This is a genomic window from Streptomyces sp. NPDC005435 (assembly GCF_040703155.1).
Taxonomy (GTDB): domain Bacteria; phylum Actinomycetota; class Actinomycetes; order Streptomycetales; family Streptomycetaceae; genus Streptomyces.
In genome coordinates this window covers 1-18,327 of the sequence record NZ_JBEXEQ010000017.1, presented here as the reverse complement: position 1 = coordinate 18,327, position 18,327 = coordinate 1, and the positions used below count along the sequence as shown (strand labels likewise).

General features: G+C 73.2%; 20 protein-coding genes. 7 read left to right on the top strand and 13 right to left on the bottom strand.

Translation table 11 applies throughout. The features are described 5' to 3' along the window. Positions 1-103 precede the first annotated feature (103 nt). From AB0898_RS21930 to AB0898_RS21905, 6 genes are all read right to left on the bottom strand, one after another. Positions 104-1,351 carry a serine hydrolase domain-containing protein gene (locus AB0898_RS21930; RefSeq protein WP_366804630.1) on the bottom strand — a complete coding sequence of 416 codons (1,248 nt, stop codon included), beginning with the start codon at positions 1,349-1,351 and terminating at the stop codon, positions 104-106. A gap of 79 nt (positions 1,352-1,430) precedes the next feature. Beyond that, positions 1,431-2,543, bottom strand: coding sequence for a PP2C family protein-serine/threonine phosphatase (locus tag AB0898_RS21925; RefSeq protein WP_366804629.1), 1,113 nt, complete (start codon positions 2,541-2,543; stop codon positions 1,431-1,433). A 196-nt stretch (positions 2,544-2,739) separates the two neighbouring features. After that, positions 2,740-3,627, bottom strand: coding sequence for a Gfo/Idh/MocA family oxidoreductase (locus AB0898_RS21920; protein ID WP_366804628.1), 888 nt, complete (start codon positions 3,625-3,627; stop codon positions 2,740-2,742). Positions 3,628-3,654: 27 nt separating this feature from the next. Next, on the bottom strand, positions 3,655-4,638 hold the full coding sequence (tgmB, locus tag AB0898_RS21915; protein WP_366804627.1) for an ATP-grasp ribosomal peptide maturase: 984 nt from the start codon (positions 4,636-4,638) through the stop codon (positions 3,655-3,657). 18 nt (positions 4,639-4,656) lie between these two features. Then, a complete protein-coding gene (gene tgmA, locus AB0898_RS21910) occupies positions 4,657-4,848 on the bottom strand; it encodes a putative ATP-grasp-modified RiPP (RefSeq protein ID WP_018546001.1) in 192 nt (63 codons plus the stop codon). A 219-nt stretch (positions 4,849-5,067) separates the two neighbouring features. Next, a complete protein-coding gene (locus AB0898_RS21905; protein ID WP_366804626.1) occupies positions 5,068-5,934 on the bottom strand; it encodes a fructosamine kinase family protein in 867 nt (288 codons plus the stop codon). 297 nt (positions 5,935-6,231) lie between these two features. Here AB0898_RS21905 and AB0898_RS21900 point away from each other — a divergent pair, with 297 nt between their 5' ends. Then, complete coding sequence (locus AB0898_RS21900) at positions 6,232-6,852, top strand: hypothetical protein (RefSeq protein WP_366804625.1); 621 nt, start codon at positions 6,232-6,234, stop codon at positions 6,850-6,852. A 166-nt stretch (positions 6,853-7,018) separates the two neighbouring features. Next, entirely contained in the window at positions 7,019-7,660 is a 642-nt protein-coding gene (locus AB0898_RS21895) for a class F sortase (RefSeq protein WP_366804624.1), read from the top strand. Between the two features lie 13 nt (positions 7,661-7,673). Here AB0898_RS21895 and AB0898_RS21890 read toward each other — a convergent pair whose 3' ends face one another. From AB0898_RS21890 to AB0898_RS21880, 3 genes are all read right to left on the bottom strand, one after another. Next, positions 7,674-8,864: a GDSL-type esterase/lipase family protein gene (locus AB0898_RS21890; RefSeq protein ID WP_366804623.1), complete on the bottom strand. Its 1,191-nt coding sequence runs from the start codon at positions 8,862-8,864 to the stop codon at positions 7,674-7,676. A gap of 61 nt (positions 8,865-8,925) precedes the next feature. After that, positions 8,926-9,495 carry a WHG domain-containing protein gene (locus AB0898_RS21885; RefSeq protein WP_366804622.1) on the bottom strand — a complete coding sequence of 190 codons (570 nt, stop codon included), beginning with the start codon at positions 9,493-9,495 and terminating at the stop codon, positions 8,926-8,928. 90 nt (positions 9,496-9,585) lie between these two features. After that, complete coding sequence (locus AB0898_RS21880; RefSeq protein WP_366804621.1) at positions 9,586-10,143, bottom strand: hypothetical protein; 558 nt, start codon at positions 10,141-10,143, stop codon at positions 9,586-9,588. A gap of 142 nt (positions 10,144-10,285) precedes the next feature. Here AB0898_RS21880 and AB0898_RS21875 point away from each other — a divergent pair, with 142 nt between their 5' ends. Beyond that, entirely contained in the window at positions 10,286-10,981 is a 696-nt protein-coding gene (locus AB0898_RS21875) for a TetR/AcrR family transcriptional regulator (protein WP_366804620.1), read from the top strand. A 138-nt stretch (positions 10,982-11,119) separates the two neighbouring features. On the opposite strand, the gene AB0898_RS21870 is transcribed toward AB0898_RS21875, so the two are convergent. After that, the gene (locus AB0898_RS21870; RefSeq protein ID WP_366804619.1) at positions 11,120-12,574 is read right to left on the bottom strand and encodes a glyceraldehyde-3-phosphate dehydrogenase; all 1,455 of its coding nucleotides are present in this window, start codon (positions 12,572-12,574) and stop codon (positions 11,120-11,122) included. 208 nt (positions 12,575-12,782) lie between these two features. Between AB0898_RS21870 and AB0898_RS21865 the strand changes: the two genes are divergently transcribed. From AB0898_RS21865 to AB0898_RS21850, 4 genes are all read left to right on the top strand, one after another. Continuing rightward, on the top strand, positions 12,783-14,003 hold the full coding sequence (locus tag AB0898_RS21865) for a hypothetical protein (protein ID WP_366804618.1): 1,221 nt from the start codon (positions 12,783-12,785) through the stop codon (positions 14,001-14,003). 72 nt (positions 14,004-14,075) lie between these two features. Further along, a complete protein-coding gene (locus AB0898_RS21860; RefSeq protein WP_366804617.1) occupies positions 14,076-14,396 on the top strand; it encodes a hypothetical protein in 321 nt (106 codons plus the stop codon). A 95-nt stretch (positions 14,397-14,491) separates the two neighbouring features. Further along, a complete protein-coding gene (locus AB0898_RS21855; RefSeq protein ID WP_366804616.1) occupies positions 14,492-15,322 on the top strand; it encodes a PP2C family protein-serine/threonine phosphatase in 831 nt (276 codons plus the stop codon). A 111-nt stretch (positions 15,323-15,433) separates the two neighbouring features. Further along, positions 15,434-16,447 (top strand): MASE1 domain-containing protein, encoded by a 1,014-nt coding sequence (locus AB0898_RS21850; RefSeq protein WP_407078383.1) that lies wholly within the window; start codon positions 15,434-15,436, stop codon positions 16,445-16,447. A gap of 35 nt (positions 16,448-16,482) precedes the next feature. Here the strand turns inward: AB0898_RS21850 and AB0898_RS21845 are convergent, their stop codons facing one another. From AB0898_RS21845 to AB0898_RS21835, 3 genes are all read right to left on the bottom strand, one after another. Then, complete coding sequence (locus AB0898_RS21845) at positions 16,483-16,851, bottom strand: ATP-binding protein (RefSeq protein WP_366804615.1); 369 nt, start codon at positions 16,849-16,851, stop codon at positions 16,483-16,485. 360 nt (positions 16,852-17,211) lie between these two features. Continuing rightward, the gene (locus tag AB0898_RS21840) at positions 17,212-17,385 is read right to left on the bottom strand and encodes a CsbD family protein (RefSeq protein ID WP_356098763.1); all 174 of its coding nucleotides are present in this window, start codon (positions 17,383-17,385) and stop codon (positions 17,212-17,214) included. 100 nt (positions 17,386-17,485) lie between these two features. After that, positions 17,486-18,130 (bottom strand): DedA family protein, encoded by a 645-nt coding sequence (locus tag AB0898_RS21835; RefSeq protein ID WP_366804614.1) that lies wholly within the window; start codon positions 18,128-18,130, stop codon positions 17,486-17,488. Positions 18,131-18,327 lie beyond the last annotated feature (197 nt).

Sequence of the window (18,327 nt, the reverse complement as noted above, 5' to 3'; positions counted from 1 at the left end):
CCGCCGCGCGCCGCGCGTAGATTCGACGGTCGGCGGGGCACGACCGGGGCGGGGGACTGGTCGTGCCCCGCCCGTCTTTCGCCGGCGGTCCTTCCTCGGTGGTTCAGCGCGCGTCGGGCTGCGCGGGCAGGTCGAAGACGTGCCCGGGAGAGATGACGTGCGTGATCGCCTGGCCGAACAGCGTGCTCGGCTCCTGGCCGTCATGGGCGATGTCGGTGTTGAGCAGCACCACCAGCGTGGTGCGCGCCGAGGGCAGATAGACGGTCAGTGACTGGTACCCGGGCAGCGAGCCGTTGTGCCCGATCCAGCCGTGTACGTCGAAGATGCCGAGCCCGTACCCCGCGCCCGGCACGCCCGTCGACGGGGTCACCAGACGCCGGCGCTGCGTGGACGCGTCGAGCATCCGCCTGCCGTCGGGGAATTCACCGGTCGCCACCGTGGGCGCCCACGTCCGCAGATCGTCCAGCGTGGAGACCATCGCGCCCGCCGCCCAGCCCCAGGACGGGTTCCAGCCCGCCGTCTCCTCGACCTTCCCGTCGGCCGTCTGGTTCGTGTACCCCTGCGGATGCGGCTTGGGGAACTCCGCGCCGGACGGGAAGGACGTGCGGGTCATCCCGGCCGGGTCCAGGATGTGATCCTTGATGTAGTCGCCGAGCTGCTGCCCGCTGCGCTGCTCCACCACCAGGCCGAGCAGGATCAGATTGGTGTTGGAGTAGTCGAACTTCTGCCCCGGCGGGAAGAGCACCGGGTGCCTGAAGGCGTAGTCCAGCAGCTGGCGCGGGGTGAAGGAGCGCTGCGGATCCGAGGTCAGCGCCTTGAAGAAGTCCTTGTCGTCCGAGTAGTTGTACAGCCCGCTGCGCATCCCGGCCAGCTGCCGCAGACTGATCTTGTCGCCGTTCGGGACACCGCCGATGTACTTCGCGATCGGGTCGTCCAGCGAGACCTTCCCCTGGTCCACCAGCTGGAGCAGCGCGGTCACCGTGAACGTCTTGGTCTCGCTGCCGATCCGGGTGTACAGGTCCGGGGCCATCCGGCGCCCGTCGCCCTTGTCGGCCACCCCGAAGGAGCGGACGTAACCGCCCTGGTCCGGCGTCCAGATGCCGACGGTCACCCCCGGCACCCGCGCCTCGTCCATCACCTTCCGTACGGCGGTGTCCAGCCGGTCCGCGACCTCGGGTGTCAGCTCGCGCACCCCGCTGTCCGAACTGTCCGACGGGGAGGGACCGGGCGCGGCGGCCGGTGCGGTCACGGGGGCGGCGAGGGCCGGAGCCGCGGCGAGCGGCAGGGCGAGCGCCACGGCGGCCAGAACGGCGGCGGCTCCCCGGCGCGTGCATACAGGCGAACGGGGCATGGGCTGCCTCCAAGCACGTGGGACACGACCGTGCGGTGGGCGAGACGTCGACGACCCGGACCACCCAGCATAGGAGCGCTCAGCGGGCCCCGCCCGTCGGCACCGGCGCCAGCACCAGCACCGTCGCGTCGTCACGGACCTCGTACCCGAGCCGCCGTATGTCCGTCCAGAACGCGCCCGGCAGGTCGGGTGTGCCGTGCCAGGAGAGCGCGGCCAGCCGCTCGGGCAGCGGATAGAAGGCGCCGTCGGCGTTGCGCGCCTCCCACAGCCCGTCCGAGGCGAGCAGCAGCCGGTCGCCCGGCTGGAGGTCCACCGTCACCTCCTTCGGCGGATCGACCCCGACCAGACCGATGCCCAGCGGCGGCCCCGGTGTCACGGTCGTCTCCCAGGCGCGGCCCGCGCGCAGCAGCACCGGGGGCGGATGGCCGCACGCCACCACCCGCACCGAGCGCATGTCGGCGGAGAACTCCAGCAGCACGGCCGTCGCGAACAGCTCCGCGTGCCGCACCCCGGCCGAGTCCACCGTGAGCCTGCGGTCCATCCGCGCGGCCACCGCCTCCAGGTCCGGCTGGTCCAGCGTCGCCTCACGGAACGCGCCGAGCAGCGCCACCACCGTGGCCACCGCCTCAAGGCCGTGCCCCCGTACGTCTCCCATCACCGCGCGCACGCCGTACGGGCCGTCCCGCACGTCGTAGAAGTCGCCGCCCACCAGCGTCCCGCCCTGCGCGGCCCGCGAGAACCCCGCGCACGCGAGGGCGCCGACCCGCTCCGGCAGCTCCGGCAGTACGGCCCGCTGCACCGCCTCGCCGATCGCGCGCTCGGTGCCGAGCTGGGCGTCGCGGTGACTGCGCACATAGGAGACGAACACGCTCAGCAGGGAGACGAACACGATGGTGAGCAGGTCGGTGTCGCCGGGCCGGTTCAGATGGGTCTCCGGCAGCAGCAGCGCCACGACCACCAGTACACCCAGCAGCGCGGTCGCCAGTGGCCCGTACGAGAGCACCGCGAGCGGCGGGATCGCCCCGAGCAGGAAGCCCAGGTCGCCCGCGTGCGGGGTCACGAACGTCGCCAGGGACACGGCCACCAGGAGCAGCACCGGGAGCACCCGCACCCAGCTGGGCGGCGGCGCACCCCGCAGCCAGCCGCGACGTTCCCGGCTCCGGCGCCCTGACCGGCCGCGCAACGATCTCACACGGCCACGCTACGCCGGGCCCGTCACCGGGGCCTTTCCCGGACACCCGGCCGGGGCAGCGGTCCGCCCGACCGGCCCTGGCGGGGGCCGGGCGGGCGGTGCGCATGGTGATGCGCCGAGTGGTGCGCGCCGAGTGGTGCGTGCTGGGTGGTGTGCGCCGGGTGGTGCGTGCCTCGGCCCCCGCCCGCCCCCTCGCCTAGCTCGCCGCAGCCGTCAGCCGGGCCTGTGCCGCCGACAGGATCTCGGTGACGCGCAGGCCGAACGCGGCGTCGCACGGGTGGGGCCGGCCGGTGCGGGCCGCGCCCCGGAGCGCGTCGACGGCGCGGACGAGGGCGGGGACGGCCCCCTCGGAGCTGCGGGGGAGGTGGGACACGCCCGCCTCGCCGCGCAGCTCCACGTCGGCGCCCGCCGCTGCGGGCGGCGCCGTCAGGCTCAGGGTGAGGGTGCTGGACGCGCCCGTCGCGTGGTCGAGCACCAGATGGACGGTGTCCGAGGGGCCGTGCACCGCCGACAGGACCTCGCGCACGTCACCGAGGACCGGCAGCAGCACCGACAGCGCGTGCGGGCCCACGTCCCACAGGGCGCCCTTCTCGCGCCGCCAGGGCGAGGCCGCGTACGGGCTGTCACTCGTGAACACCGCGCCCAGCCACTGCGCCCGAGCCGTGAACCACCCCGACTCCGCGGCCTGTTCGTCGATCCACGCCTCCGGCTCCTTCTGGAAGCGGGTGGTCAGGAACACCACCGAGGCGACCCCGGCCCGCTCCACCGCCCCGACCACCGTACGCGCCTCGGCGACGTCCACCGCCAGCGGCTTGTCGAGCAGGAGATGACAGCCCGCTTCGGCCGCACGCACCGCGAGACCCGGCTGCGCCGACGGCGGCAGGGCCAGCGCCACCGCGTCCACGTCGGCCAGCAGGGCGTCCACGTCCTCGTACACCGGGACGCCGTACCGTCCGGCCAGTTCGGCGGCCGCCTCCGGGCGGCGCCCCCACACCCCGGCGAAGTCCGCGGCCGTGTGGGCCGCGAGCGCGGGCGCGTGCGCCTTCCGCGCCCAGGGGCCCGTCCCCAGCAGTCCGATGCGCATGTCGGGTTCCTCTCCTCGAGCCGGTCGTCACGGCATCCTGTCCCTCTCGCCGTTGAGATACGTCCGTTCCGGCTCTCCGTCTCCGGCCAGCCAGCGCGCGATGGTCCGGGCGATCGGCTGACCGGTCTCCAGCTCGACGAAACCGAACTGGCCCGACTGATTGCACTCCAGGAACCACCACACCCCGTCCGCGTCCTCCGCGAAGTCGAAGGCGCCGTAGGCCAGTTCGGCCTCGCTCAGATAGCGGTGCACGCTCGCGGCCACGCGCGGCGGCACCTCGACGGGCAGCCAGGGCGAGACGGACGGGGCGAACCGCACGTCCACGTCGTCGGGGTGGGCGTCCGGATGGACCGGTTTGCGGGCGGCCAGGAGCCGGTCCCCGACGGCCGTCAGCCGGATGTCGGCCCGCTTGGCCACCCGCTGCTGGAGCAGGGTCGGACCGTAGGCGACGGCCGTGAAATCGGTGTCCGGTGCCACCCGGCTGGTCGGCACCGCGCGCGGCGGCTCCTGCGGATGCGCCCCGGAGACCGGCTTGACCACCAGGTCCGGGAAGCGCCCCGCGAACTCCCGCGCCGCCTCGGGAAACGTCGTGATCAGCGTGGCCGGCACGGCGAACCCGCTGTGCCGCGCCACATGCAGCTGCCAGGGCTTGTACCGGGCGCGCCGGGCCGCGTCCGGATGGTTCATCCAGCGTGCCCCGGCACACCGCAGCAGCCCGTACAGCGCCTGCGTGGACTCCTCCGTCAGCCAGTCGGAGGGCCGGGCGGCGCGGGCGGCCGCCCGGCCGGGGCGGCGCACCCACACGGAGCGCAGCGCGCCGACGCGCACCAGACGGCCGCCGACGGACAGCTGCCCGTCGGCGGACCGGCCCGTCAACTCACCCGTGAGAGCGACTCCGTTGGTGAGGTCGGCGGGATCGAGCCGGACGACGGGCACGCCCGTCTCGACCAGGCGGAGGACCACCATGTCCGCCGTCACGTCCTCGTCGCTGGTGAGGATGAGCACGGTCATCGTCCGGGGCCCCGCGCTTCAGTCGTCGAAGTGGGTCTTGGAGCCCGCCGTGGAGGTGGTGGTCCCCAGGGCGTGCAGCGTCGCGTGGTCGGTGGCGGCGATCCTTCCGTCCGGGAGGACGTTCAACTGGAGCCCCGCGTCGTAGGCGTACGGGGCGGTGACATCCAACTGCACAGCGGGTCGTGCGTAGTTGAGCGTGAACGGTTGCATGGTCGTCCTCCCTGATTCGTTCTTTCACGTCCTTATACGAATCGAACGATTGGTTGGTTTCCTCACACTCCGTGACCGGTGTCCGGAGGCGGTGCGGGGAGCGCCCTTCGGCGTCAGCCAGAAAGACGCCGGAGGCGGGGAACTGGCTGCGCCGAAACGCCGCGGGTTCGGCCGGAGTTCAGATGCCCGCGCGGCGACTCGCCACGCCCGCGGTCCGGTTCAGCCGGTCACCGCGGCACGGGCCGCCGTCAGGGCCTGATCCGCGAAGGACCGGCCGAACAGCACCGCGTGCACGAGCAGCGGGAAGAGCTGATGTATGCCGACCCGGTGGCGCCAGCCGTCGGCGAGCGGGGCGGTCTGCTCGTACCCGGCGAGCACGTGGTCCCACTCGGGACAGCCGAAGAGCGTCAGCATCGCGAGGTCGGTCTCCCGGTGCCCGCCGTGCGCGGCCGGGTCGATGAGACGGACGTCACCGTCCGCGCCCCAGAGCACGTTGCCCTGCCACAGGTCGCCGTGCAGCCGCGCGGGCGGCTCGGCGGGACCGGCGAGTTCGGGCAGGCGCTCGCACACCGCCTCGATCACGGACGCCTCGCCGGGGCGGACCGTGCCCGCGTCCACCGCCGCGCGCAGATACGGCAGCACCCGGTGCTCGGCGTACCAGCGCGGCCAGTCGTCGCCGGAGACGTTGCGCATGGGCGCCCGGCCGATGAACGCCTCCTCGGGCCCGTCCGGCGGCGGTGCGCCGAACGCCGGTGCCCCGGCCGCGTGCAGCTCCGCCAGCGCCTGGCCGAAACGCAGCGCGCCCCCGGCCTCCGGACGCCCGGTCGGCACGTACGCGGTGACCAGCCAGCGCTCGTCGGCGCCGAGCACCTCGGGCACCCGTACCGTCCCGGCCGCGCCGAGCCAGCGCAGCCCGGCCGCCTCCGCGCGCACCGCGCCCGGGGCGTGGCCGCGCTTGACCATCACCGTCGCACCGTCTTCGAGCGTCACGGCCGCGGGCGACCCGGACGGTGCCGGGCCGTTCACGGGACGGCGCCCGGTGAGCCGGGACGCCACCGCCCCTGGAGCCTCGCCTCGCTCGATCACGCCCACAGGGTACGACCCGTCAGAGGCGCCCCATGGGCGGAACTTCGCGCTTTACTACGACGAAATCCGGCCAAAGTTGTGCGGCGGCGGCGAGGCCCTCCGCCTCCGGCGTGATCACCGTTGACCCGTACGGGGGCGCGCGCGGCGTGTCGCTGGGACAGACGGGTGGAGAGGTGACCCGGCTGGGCGGCCTGGATCGCGCGCCGGGGCGCCCTGTTCGACGGTGGGTCGTGTCGGGGCCGGGTCCTGACAGCCGATGAGGTATCCGCTGCCCGGCCACGGCGGAAGGACACCGATATGCGCTCTGCCCGCATTCTTCTCGCCACGGCGGCCGCATCCGCCGCCCTCGCCCTCGCCGCCCCGGGAGCCGCGCTCGCCGGGGACGACGGAGGCCGGGACGACTCCTCGTACAGCAAGCAGGACAGCGGCTCCGGCAGCGACCACGGAAAGGGGTCCGGCAAGGGCTCCGGCGACGACCAGGACAAGGGCTCCGGCAAGGGGTCCGGCAAGGACTCCGGCGGCGGCTACGGCGACGGCGGCGGCTACGACGAGCCGCGCGGCGGCATGCACACGGGCGGCGGCGCCCTCGCCTCCGTCCTCAGCAGCGGCAGCAGCAGTGGCAGCGGCGACGACTGGAGCTCCAGCTCCAGCGGGAGTGGCAGTGGCAGTGGCAGCGGGAGCGGCAGCGGCGACAGCCGCTTCGACCCCGAGACCTACAAGGACAAGGGGGACAGCGGCAAGAGCGACTCCGGCTCCGGCAAGGGGGACAAGGACGACGAGCCGCGCGGCGGTATGCACACCGGTGGCGGCGGCCTCGCCGACGACTCCGGCATGTCGACGGGCGGCCTCGCGGTGCTCGTCGCGGGCGCGGCCGGGGTGTACGTGCTGCGGCGCCGCAAGGCCGCCGGTTCGGCCTGACCTGCCCGGCTTCCCCGCCCCTGTCGTCGGACTCCCCGCGCCCGCCCGCCGCGGACGAAGGGAGTCCGGCGACAGGGCCAGGGGCCACGGCCGCCGGCACCCGTCCGGTCCGGCGGCCGGCCCCGGTCCCGAACCGCGCTGCCGTGACCGAGTGAGGTGGTGTCCGATGGCAGCAGATCCCTCCCCGCACCGCGCCGACGAACAGGCCGCCCGCGGGGGCCGGCTGACGCTCTGGAGCGTGGCGATCGTCGTCCTCGTGCTCAGCGTGCTCGGCGGCCATCACGGCACCGGCATCGCCCCCGGCGGCACCCGCGCCGCCGGTACTGCGGCGGCCACCGGACCGGCGGGCCCGGCCCTGCCCCGCTCCGCGCCGACGCGGCTGGTCATCCCGAAGATCGGGGTGAACGCCCCCTTCACCGCCCTCGTCCTCGGCTCCGACGGCCGCCTGGAACCCCCGCCGGCCGACAACACCAACCTGGTCGGCTGGTACAGCAAGGGCGTCTCGCCCGGCGAGAAGGGGACCTCGGTCATCGCCGGACACGTGGACACGAAGACCTCCGCCGCCGTCTTCGCCGGCCTCGACGCCCTGCTCCCCGGCGACCGGTTCACCGTCGAGCGGGCCGACGGGCAGACCGCGAAGTTCGTCGTGGACAGCGCCGAGACCTTCGCGAAGGACGACTTCCCCAGCGACCGCGTGTACGACAACGCGGCCCGGCCCGAGGTGCGGTTGATCACCTGCGCGGGCGACTACGACCACACGGCCAAGGACTACACGGAGAACCTGGTGGTGTTCGCGCACCTGCTGTGAGGGGACGGTGTGTTCAGCGGGTGGCGGCCGTGCTCAGCGGGCCGCCCGACGCGAAGGCCAGCGCCGCGAACCGCTCCCCGATGCGCCGGTGGGCCGCGCCGTCCGGGTGCAGCCCGTCGGGCAGCGGCAGCTCCGCGAAGTCGGCCGCGCCGTACAGCCCGCGCCCGTCGAGCAGGTGCAAGTTCCGGTCCTCGGCTGCCCGTCGGCGCACGATGCGGGACAGCTCCTCGCGGATCACGGTCAGCGTCAGTTTCCCCTGGTCCCGCTCCGCCGGATCACCGGCCGCCCGGAACGCGAGCCGTCCCTCGCCCAGCGCGGTGAAGTCGGGCAGGGTCGGCCCCGGGGTGTCCTCGTGCATCGGGCACAGGATCGGCGAGACGACGAGCAACGGCGTCTCGGGATGGCCCTCGCGGATCGTGTCGAGGAAACCGTGCACGGCGGGCCCGAACGCGCGCAGCCGCATCAGATCGGTGTTGACCAGGTTGATGCCCAGCTTGACGCTGATCACGTCGGCGGGCGTGTCCCGCAGCGCGCGGGCGGTGAACGGGTCCAGCAGGGCGCTGCCGCCGAGACCGAGGTTGATCAGCTCCACCCCGCCGAGCGCGGCGGCGACGGCCGGCCAGGTGCCGGCCGGGGACGCGGCGTTGGAGCCATGGCTGATCGAGCTGCCGTGATGCAGCCACACAGGCCGCCCGTGTTCGCGTGCGGGCGTGACGGGTGCGTCGGCGCGCAGGGCCACCAGTTCGGTGGTCTCGTTGTGCGGGAGCCAGATCTCCACGGCCTTGTCCTCGGGGGACAGCCCGGTGAAGCGCGCGGTGCCCACCGGACCGGGGCGCCGCTCGGCGGTGCCGGCCGCCATGTCGATCAGCAGGGTGTCTCCGCCCGGGACGGAGGTGCTGCCCGCCGGGCGCCCGTCCACCAGCAGGTCGTAGACGCCCTCGGGCCGGGGCGGCGCACCGGCGTACACCCGCTTGGTGGGGACGGTGTCCAGCTCGACGGTGGTGGCACGGGTGCGGAACACCAGTCGTACGCCCGCCGGTTGGGACTCCACCATGTGCAACTGGGGGTCGGCGCACTGGGCGCGGGCCCGCGCGGGCAGCCGGTGGGGGAGCAACCCCCGCTCGGTGCGCTCCAGTTCGAGGGCGCCGCGTACGAGGTCCTCGGTGAGCGGGGTGGTGGTCAGGTCGTCGGAGACGGTGGTCATCGGTACTGCCTGTCGGAAGAAGGGGAGTTGTGGGTCGGGCAGGGGTACGCGGCCAAGTCGCTCAGGCGGACGGCCAGTTGCGCAGCAGCGCGTCCAGGGCGTCGAGGCTGCGGTCCCACGACTCCTGCGAGCCGGGGGAGCTGTGGTCGAACGCGCCCGCCGACTCCAGCCCCACCCAGCCGCTGAACACGCTGCCCAACAGCCGTACCGCGTGGGTCTGTTCGGGTTCGGGGAGGTCGTAGCCGCGCAGGATGGCCCGGGTCATCCGGGCGTGCCGTCCGCCGGCGCTCGCGGCGGCGTCCTCCGGGTCGAGGCGGTACGCGGCCGCCGCGAAGCGGCCGGGGTGCGCGCGGGCGTAGTCGCGGTAGGCGTTCGCGAAGCCGGTCAGGGCGTCCTTGCCGGCCCGGCCCGCGAGCGCCTCGGCGGCGCGGTCGGCCAGCTCCTCCAGTGCGAGCAGCGCGATCCGGGTCCGCAGGTCGTGGTTGCCCCGCACATGTGAGTACAGGCTCGCCACCTTCACGTCGAACCGCCGGGCCAGCGCCGACACCGTGACCTGGTCGAACCCGGCCTCGTCGGCCAGCTCCGCCCCGGCCCGGACCAGCCGCTCCGTGCTCAGACCCGCACGCGCCATGGGACACCTCCTGGGAAGACATGGCGATTATGCGGGTGCCTAAACCTATTAGGCAAACGGGCACTTGCTTTAGGAGTCAGTCTTGAGGGGTCAGTCCCGGGCGGCCGGGCGGGACAGGCGGATCGCGGAGACGAGGAAGAAGATCCCGCCGAGCGTGGCGTAGCCGGCGAGGGCGGTCAGGGAGGGGTCGTCCGCGGCGGCGCCGCGGAGGAAGCTCGCGCCGGCCAGGACCGAGATGCCGCCGCTGAGGATCATCGCCCACTGCCCGCCCATCGGCCGGCGGACCACGCCCACGAGCAGCTGGACCAGGCCGGAGACGATCGCCCACGCGCCCCAGACGCGCAGCACACCGGCGACGCCCGAGGCCGCGGCGACCGCGATGCCGACGGCGGCGAGCGTGCTGATGGCCATGTTGACGTACAGGCCCTTGACCGGCCCGGCGGCGCGGGCCGACCTGGCGTCGACGACGGCCGCGGCCACGTCGAAGGCGGGATAGAGGAACAGCAGCAGCTTGGTCCCGACGGTCAGCTCGGAGCCCGACAGCAGGAGCAGCGCCGCCCACGCGGCGGCGAAGACGAAGCGGGCGAGGTAGAGCCGGCGCAGGGCGGGCGCGGTGCTTACGTGCCCGGCGGTGGCGACGGATGGCATGGGGTCCTCCGGTGTGTTCGGAAGTAGAGAGACCGTTCTCTCTTTTTCGTAGCCTGGCACGCCCCGTCCGCTGAAACAAGAGAGAGCGTTCTCCTTCGTCGAAAGAAACAGAGAGATCGTTCTATCTGTTACGGTGGGTGACATGACACGGACGGAAGCCGGTACCGGCAGGAGGGTCTCCGAGGCCCGGGAGCGGCTCCTGAAGACCGCCGGGCAGCTCTTCTACGCCGAGGGCATCAACACGGTGGGTGTCGACCGCCTGGTGGCCGAGGCGAAGATCACCAACGCCACCTTCTATCGCCACTTCCGCGGCAAGGAAGACCTGGCGGTCGCCTACATCGAGAGCGTCGACCAGGCGATCCGGGCCCAGATCGGCTCCCTGACGGCCGCGGACGCCCCGGCCGACGGCATCCTGCGGGGCATAGGCGCGTCCCTGGTCGAGCAGATCCGCTCGCCCGGCTACCGCGGCTGCGCCTTCCTCAACGCGGCGGCGGAATTCCCCGCTCCCGGCCACCCGGTCCACCAGGCCGTCGTGCGGCACCGCGCGTGGTTCCTGGAGACGGTCACCGGACTGTTCGCCGAGATCACGGAGGACTCCGCCGACCACGCCGGACGGCACTTCGTCATGCTCCGCGACGGCGCGATGAGCGCCGGCTACCTCGGCGACCCCGTCCTGGCCGGCGAGACCCTGCTGCGCGGCATCGAAGGGCTCCTGCGGATCCACTCCGCCCGGGGGCTCGACGAGGACGCCGCGCCCGCGCACGCCCCCGCGTCCGGCCGGGCGCCCTCGGCGGCCGCGACGGTCTCCGGCGCCGAGTGCTCGCCGCCCGGCGCGTAGCGGTCGGGCGCGTACGAAACGGCGCTCAGGCGCTCAGCGCGAAACGAGCCGGCGCTCAACGCGAAACGGGCCTCCGGCGGCGGCTTTTCGCCGCTGCCGGAGGCCCGTTCGTCACCGCATCGCCGCTTCGGCGACCGGTCAGGCCGTGGTCGCCGGGAACGTCGGGTACTCCACGCCCGACACGTGCTGGACGATCCGGACCACCTGGCAGGAGTAGCCGAACTCGTTGTCGTACCAGAGGTAGAGGATCGCGTTGTCCCCGTCGACCTTCAGGGCGCCGCCGTCGACGATCGAGGCGTGCCGCGAGCCGATGAAGTCGCTGGAGACCGCGTCGGGCGCCGTGGTGAAGTCGATCTGCCGCTTGAGCGGGGAGGTCAGCGACACCTCGCGCAGGTAGTCGTGCACCTCGTCGCGGGTGGTCTCACGGCCGAGCCGGAGGTTCAGGATCGCGATCGAGACGTCCGGCACCGGCACCCGGATCGAGCTGCCGGTGATCGGCGCCTTCAGATCCGGCAGCGCCTTCGACACGGCCGACGCGGCGCCCGTCTCGGTGATCACCATGTTCAGCGGCGCGGACCGGCCCCGGCGCTCGGCCTTGTGGTAATTGTCCAGCAGATTCTGGTCGTTGGTGAAGGAGTGGACCGTCTCCACATGGCCGCGCAGCACACCGAACTCGTCGTCCATCGCCTTCAGCGGCGGCACGATGGCGTTGGTGGTGCAGGACGCGCAGGACAGGATGCGCTCGTCCGGCTTGACCGTGTCGTGGTTGACGCCGTGCACGAGGTTCGGCACGTCGCCCTTGCCGGGCGCGGTCAGGACGACCTTGTCGATGCCGGGCCGCAGATGCTTGGACAGCCCCTCGCGGTCACGCCAGTTGCCGGTGTTGTCGATGAGGATGGCGTCCCGGATGCCGTACTCGGTGTAGTCCACGGCCGAGGGATCGTCCGCGTAGATGACCTGGATCGTGTTGCCGTTCGCCACGATCGTGCCCGCGTCCTCGTCCACCGTGATGGTGCCCTGGAACTGGCCGTGGATGGAGTCGCGGCGCAGCAGTGAGGCGCGCTTGACCAGGTCGCCGCCCGCCCGGGCACCGCCGCCGCGCACCACGACCGCGCGCAGCCGCAGGCCGTTGCCCGACCCGGCCTTCTCGATCAGCAGCCGGGCGACGAGCCGGCCGATGCGGCCGAAGCCGTAGAGCACCACGTCACGCGGCTCACGGCGGTCGATCTTGTTCGCCCCGGTCGCCCCGGCGACCGCCTCGGCGGTGAACTCCGCCACGCTCAGCCCCCGGTCGTCCGCCTGGTGCAGCGCGGCGAGCATCCCGAGGTCGATCTGGGACGGCCCGAGGTCGAGGCCGGCCAGTGCCTGGAGGAACGGCATGGTCTCGGTGACCGACAGCTCCGCGCCCGCGATCTGCCGGGCGAAACGGTGCGTCTTGAGGATGCTGACCACCGACTTGTTCACCAGGGAGCGGCTGTGCAGCAGGACGGTCACGTCCCGCTCGCGGTGCAGCTTCCCGATGATCGGGATCATCGACTCCGCGATCTCCTCGCGGTTCTTCCAGTTCGTGAACGAGTCGTCGTTGACAGTCACAGATCTATCTTTCGAGCTAGGCGGCGCTCATATGGTGAACACACCCTACTTCGAGCTGTTCACAGCCCCGCCGGGGGGTGGTCCCCGAACGCGGAGGCCCGCTCCCCGAACGCGCGGGCCCGCTCCCCGTTCCTGAATCAGGGTGGAACAGCGGGCGACACCCGGCCCGCGCATTGCACTGCCCCAGCCCCGTGACCATGGTCGGTTCGTGATCACGTCCTCCGTGCCCCGGCCCGAGCCGGTCGCCCCCCTCCGTCCCCCGCGCGCCCGCCCCCTGCGCGCCCGCGCGCTGCCCGGAGCCGTCCGCGCCCGGATGCCGGACGGTGCCCCCACCGCCCTCGCGCTGTTCGCCGGCGTCCGGCTGGCCGGGATCGCGGCCGTGATCGTCGCGAACCTCCTCACCGGCCGCCCCCCGGTCCGCAACCTCGCCCACGCCTGGGACGCCCGCTGGTATCTGCACATCGCCGAGCACGGCTACGGCAGCCTCATCTGGATCACCCCGACCGGCGGCGTCCAGACCGACTGGGCCTTCTTCCCGCTCTACCCCGCGCTGATCAGGGCCCTGACCCAGGTCCTCCCGCTCGCCCCCGGCGCCGCCGCCCTGCTGCTCTCCTGGACCGCCGCACTCGTCGCGGCCTACGGCGTCTACCTCGCCGGCCACCTCCTGTACGGCCGCGCCGTCGCCACCGCGCTGGTCGGACTGTGGGCCGTCCTGCCGCACGCCGTCGAACTGACCGTCGCCTACACCGAGTCCCTCTTCGCCGCGCTCGCCGCCTTCTCCCTGTACTGCGTGCTGCGCCGCCGCTGGCTGTGGGCGGGCGCGCTCGCCCTGCTCGCCGGGCTCGCCCGGCCCACCGGCTTCGCCGTCGCGGTCGCCGTCTGCGCCGCCGCCGCCCACGAGGTCTGGCGCCGGCACGGCCGGGTACCGCCCGCGCTCTGGACCGGCGCCCTGATCTCCCCGCTCGGCTGGCTCGGCTACGTCCTCTGGGTCGGCCTGCGCACCGGCGACGTGCCCGGCGGCTACTTCACCGTGCAGAGCGCCTGGGGCTCCCGCTTCGACCTCGGCGCGGGCGCCGTCCGCTTCCTCGGCGCCCTCTTCGCCCACGGCGGGAAGTTCGTCTACCCGGTGGCCCTGCTCGTCGTCGTGATCTCGCTCGTCCTGTTCGGGCTGCTCTGCCTGGACCGCGCCCCGCTGGTCCTCGTGGTCTTCAGCGGCGTCCTCGTCCTGCTCGTGCTCTTCGGCTCCGGCTCCTTCTCCTCCAAGCCGCGCTTCCTGCTGCCGGCCTTCCCGCTGCTCATCCCGCCCGCCCGCGCCCTGGCCCGCGCCTGGAGCCCCCGCCGCGCCCAGGTCCTGCTGATCGGCGGCGCCCTGACCGCCGTCTCCCTGGTCTACGGCGCCTACGTCATGCTCGCCCACGCCCCGCTGTGACCCGTACGGCCGCAACGGCTGTGCGAGCGCCGCGATCGGGGGTAGGAGGGCAGGCCCGAGGAAAGGAACGCCATGACCACGTACGTCATCACCGTGCCCGGTACCTTCACCGACGGGATCGAGACCGACGCCCGCGCGCTGCTCGGCCGGGCCGTGCGCCCCGCCGACCCGCACACCACCACCATGGGCAGCGACGAGGACCTCGACGCCCTCACCGTCAACGAGGACGACACCTTCACCCTGCGCCTGACCGTCGAGGCGGACACCGGCCCGCACGCCGAACAGGAGGCCCGGCGCCTGGCCGGCGCGGCCCTGCGCACCGCCGGACTCGACGAGCACACCGCGCCGCTCGGCCCCGCCGTGATCACGGGCATCGATTCGCAGGTGAGCTGACCGGTCGTACCGGGTATTCACCCCACGAGACGACAAGACGCCAGGAAACCGTCGAGAAGTTTCCCCGGGTGTCTCCGCCCAGCCGGAAGTGACCGATGTTCCGCAAGCGCTCCACGGACGACGGCGACGAACTGCTGGCCCGGCTCGGCTCGCTCACCGCGCAGGCGCGGGAGCGCGCGGAGCTGCAGCGCACCCAGGTCGAGCTGGCCATCGCCCTGCAACGCGGCATGCTGCCCCGCGACCTGCCCCGCCTGCCCGGACTGCATCTGGCGGTGCGCTACGCCCCCGCCTATCAGGGCCTCAACGTCGGCGGCGACTGGTACGACGCCTTCTCCATGCCCGACGGCCGGATCGGCCTGTCCATCGGCGACGTACAGGGCCACAACATCGAGGCCGCCGCCTTCATGGGCCAGGTCAGGGCGGCCCTGCGCGCGCTCGCCTCGGTCACCAGCGAACCCGGCGAACTCCTCGCCCGCACCAACGACCTGCTGCTCACCCTCGGCAGCGACCTCTTCGCCACCTGCACCTTCCTGCGCCTGGACCCCGCGACCGGCGTCCTGGAGAGCGCGCGGGCCGGACACATCCCCTTCGTCTGGGCCACGGCGGACGGCAAGTCCGGCGTCGTCCACGACCTCGGCGGACCGCCGCTCGGCATCGACAGCGGCATGGAGTACCGCGTCACCCGCCACCGGCTGACCACCGGGGGAGTGTTCGTCCTGCTCACCGACGGTGTGGTGGAGGGCCCCTCGCTCAGCATCGACGAGGGGCTCGACCAGGTCGTACGGCTCGCGGGCATCGCCGCCGTCGCGGGCCTGGAGGTGCACGCGCTCGCGGCCGCCGTGATCAAGGGCGCGGAGAACATCGGACACGAGGACGACGCCGCCGTCCTGGTCGTCGGCCACGACGGGCCGGACAGCGCCGCGTAGGACGGCATTTGCGAAGAGACGGGCCCATACGGCCCCGCCGTTTCAGCCATAGGGCCGGTCGGCACGGCTCTCGCGTGGCCGAGGGCACGGCGCCGGTGTGAGAGTGCTGATGTGGTGGCATTCCTGGACGCGCGCCGGGCGGCCGGCCCGGCCCTCCAGATGCTGGCCGTCGCCGCCTGCTACTTCGCGGCGGGCTGGCTCGGACTCATGCGCCGCCTCGTCGTGGACGGCGTCGTCGTCACCCCCATCTGGCCGCCGACCGGCGTCGCCGTGGCCGCGCTCCTCATCCTCGGACTGCGCTGCTGGCCCGGGATCACCCTCGGGGCGTTCCTGATCGTCGCCTACCTCGGCACCCCCGCGCCCTACGCGCTCGGCTACCTGCTCGGCAACACCGCCGCCCCCCTCTGCGCGGCCGTGCTGCTGCGCCGTACCGGATTCCGTACCGACCTGAGCCGGCTGCGCGACGGTATCGCCCTGGTGTTCCTCGGCGCGCTGGGCGCCATGCTGATCAGCGCCACCACCGGCGTCGGCCTGCTCGTGGCCACCGACGCGCTGCCCCCGCACTCGTTCCTGGCCGTCTGGCTCGCCTGGTGGGTGGGCGACGCGATGGGCGTCCTGCTCGTCACCCCCCTGCTGCTCCTGCTCCGTCACGCGCGCAGGCCCCCGACCACGCGCTGGAAGGAGGCCGTGGCCCTCGCGGTGGCGGCCTGCTGCGTGGTGCCCCTGGCCGTCTACAGCCCGTTCAGTCTGCTGTTCCTCGTCTACCCCGTCATCATCTGGGGCGCCCTGCGCTTCGAACTCGCGGGCAGCCTGGGCTGCGCGCTGCTCACCTCGGTCCTGGCCGCCGGCGCCGCGACGAACGGCACGGGGGGATTCAAGGACCTGAGCCGCGTCGAGGTCATGGCCAAGCTCCAGGGCTTCAACGGCACCATGGCGCTGACCGCGCTCCTGCTGTCCGCCGTGATCACCGAACAGCGCCACACCCGGCGCTCCGTCGAGAACGCGTGCCAGGAACTGGTGGAGGTGCTGGAACACCTCACCACCGGCGACGGCCCGCCGCCGAGACCCGCTCCCTACACCCCGCCCGCCCCGGACCGGCCCACACCGCCAGGACGGGGGCCCTGACCGGGCTCCACACGCACAAGTGTCTGGGGGAGCTTTCAGTGCTTGGGCGGCGCCGTGAGCGGAAGCGTCGCGGTCACCTGCTTGCCCCCGCGATGCGGCGTCACCTCCAGCGCCGCGCACAGCAGCGTCACCAGGCGCAGCCCGTGCCCGCCGATCCGCCCGGGGTCGGGCGGCTGGGGCCGGGGCGGGTCGGGGGAGCCGTCCCGGACACCGATGCGCAGCGTGCCCCCGTCCGGGGACAGTTCGAGCAGCAGCGCGAACGGTCCCGCCGCGTGCTTGAACGCGTTGGTCACCAGTTCGCTGACCACCAGCTGGGCGTCCTGCACCACCCGGCGGGCCGGTACCGGCCGCACCCGGGCCAGCAGGGTGCCGACCGCCTCGCGCGCCTCGGAGAGCGAGGGCACACCGGCGTCCCACTCCCGCCTGACGCGAGGCGGCGCCGCCGCGCTCGTCCGCGCGGGAAACCGTGTCCCCGTCGTCGTCTGCGTCCTGAAGGGGAGGTCCATGGGTCGTCGCCCTTCTCCTCAGGGGCCGCCCCGATCCCTTCCTCGCGATCACGGAGGGCCGTGCCGTCCCTGTTGCGGTTACCCGCTGCGCCGCCGGACAAGAGCATCCGGCCACCAATCGCCCGATCGCACATCCGTCCCAGGTCAGCGCCGGTACGCGCGGCGGCGACGAGGGTCCGGAACCGGACACACGGGCGGGCCCGGAGCCCCGTGAGGGGACCCCGGACCCGCCCGGCACCGGTGCGGAGTGACGCCGGTTCAGTGTTTGAAGGTGTCCTTCGCCTTCTCCTTGGCTTCGCGGGCATCCCCGCGCGCACCTTCCATACGGCCCTCGGCTTCCATCTTCTCGTTGCCGACGGCGCGGCCCATCGTCTCCTTGAGCTTGCCCTTGGCCTGTTCGGCCTTGGCCTTGGCCTTCTGGTCGCCAGCCATGGGGTTCACATCCCAACGTCTCTCGGGTCCGCTGTCCCCCTCCGCCTGTCCGCTGTGCCCGGGTCCAAACCCGTACGGCACTCACGTCCCGGCGGCATCATCACGCGGAGTCCGTTTTGGTCCCCCGGCGTTGCCGACGGCGCCGGACCACATGGCGTACGACCAGGCCGGCGACCACCACGGCCACACCGATCAGCACATAGCGCTGGTAGCGGACGATCTCGTCGTACACCGTCGTGATGTGGTTGCCCGCCACATAGGCCACCGTGCACCACAGGCCGACCCACAGGGCCGCGCCGAGCGCGTTGAAGGCGAGGAAGCGGGGCCAGGGCATGCCGGTGGTGCCCGCGATCACCCCGTTGGCCTGGCGCAGCCCCTCGACGAACCGGGCCACGGTGACGATCTTGCCGCCGTGCCGCTGGAAGAAGTCCTCGGCGGCCCGGAAGCGCTTGGGTGTCAGGAAGACGTACTTGCCCCAGCGCTCCACGAAGGCCCGGCCGCCGGTACGGCCGATCAGGTAACCGAGGTTGTCGCCGAGCACGGCCGCGGCGAACGCGATGCACCCCACGGCCACGATGTTCAGCTCGCCGGCGCCCGCGTAGACGCCCGCCGCCAGCAGAATCGTCTCGCCGGGCGCGGGCACCCCGAAGTCCTCCAGGAAGACGACGGCCCCCACCGCCCAGTAGCCGTAGTGGCCGAGCAGTGGGGCCAGATCGGCCAGCGGGCCGGGCAACGGAGGCGCCATGCCCCAACGGTACGCCGTACCGGCCCGCTCGCCCGCGCTGACCTGCGGGAAGACCGCTCAGAGGGGCTTCCCGCAGGTCACGTCGGGCCGCTAGGTCCTGTCGTCACATTCCCGTCGTCGCCCGCGAGGCAGACGGGAATTTTTAGGCTGGGGCGAGGGGCGGGCGCCCGGGGGGGCCCCGGGGGCCCCGGGCGGGG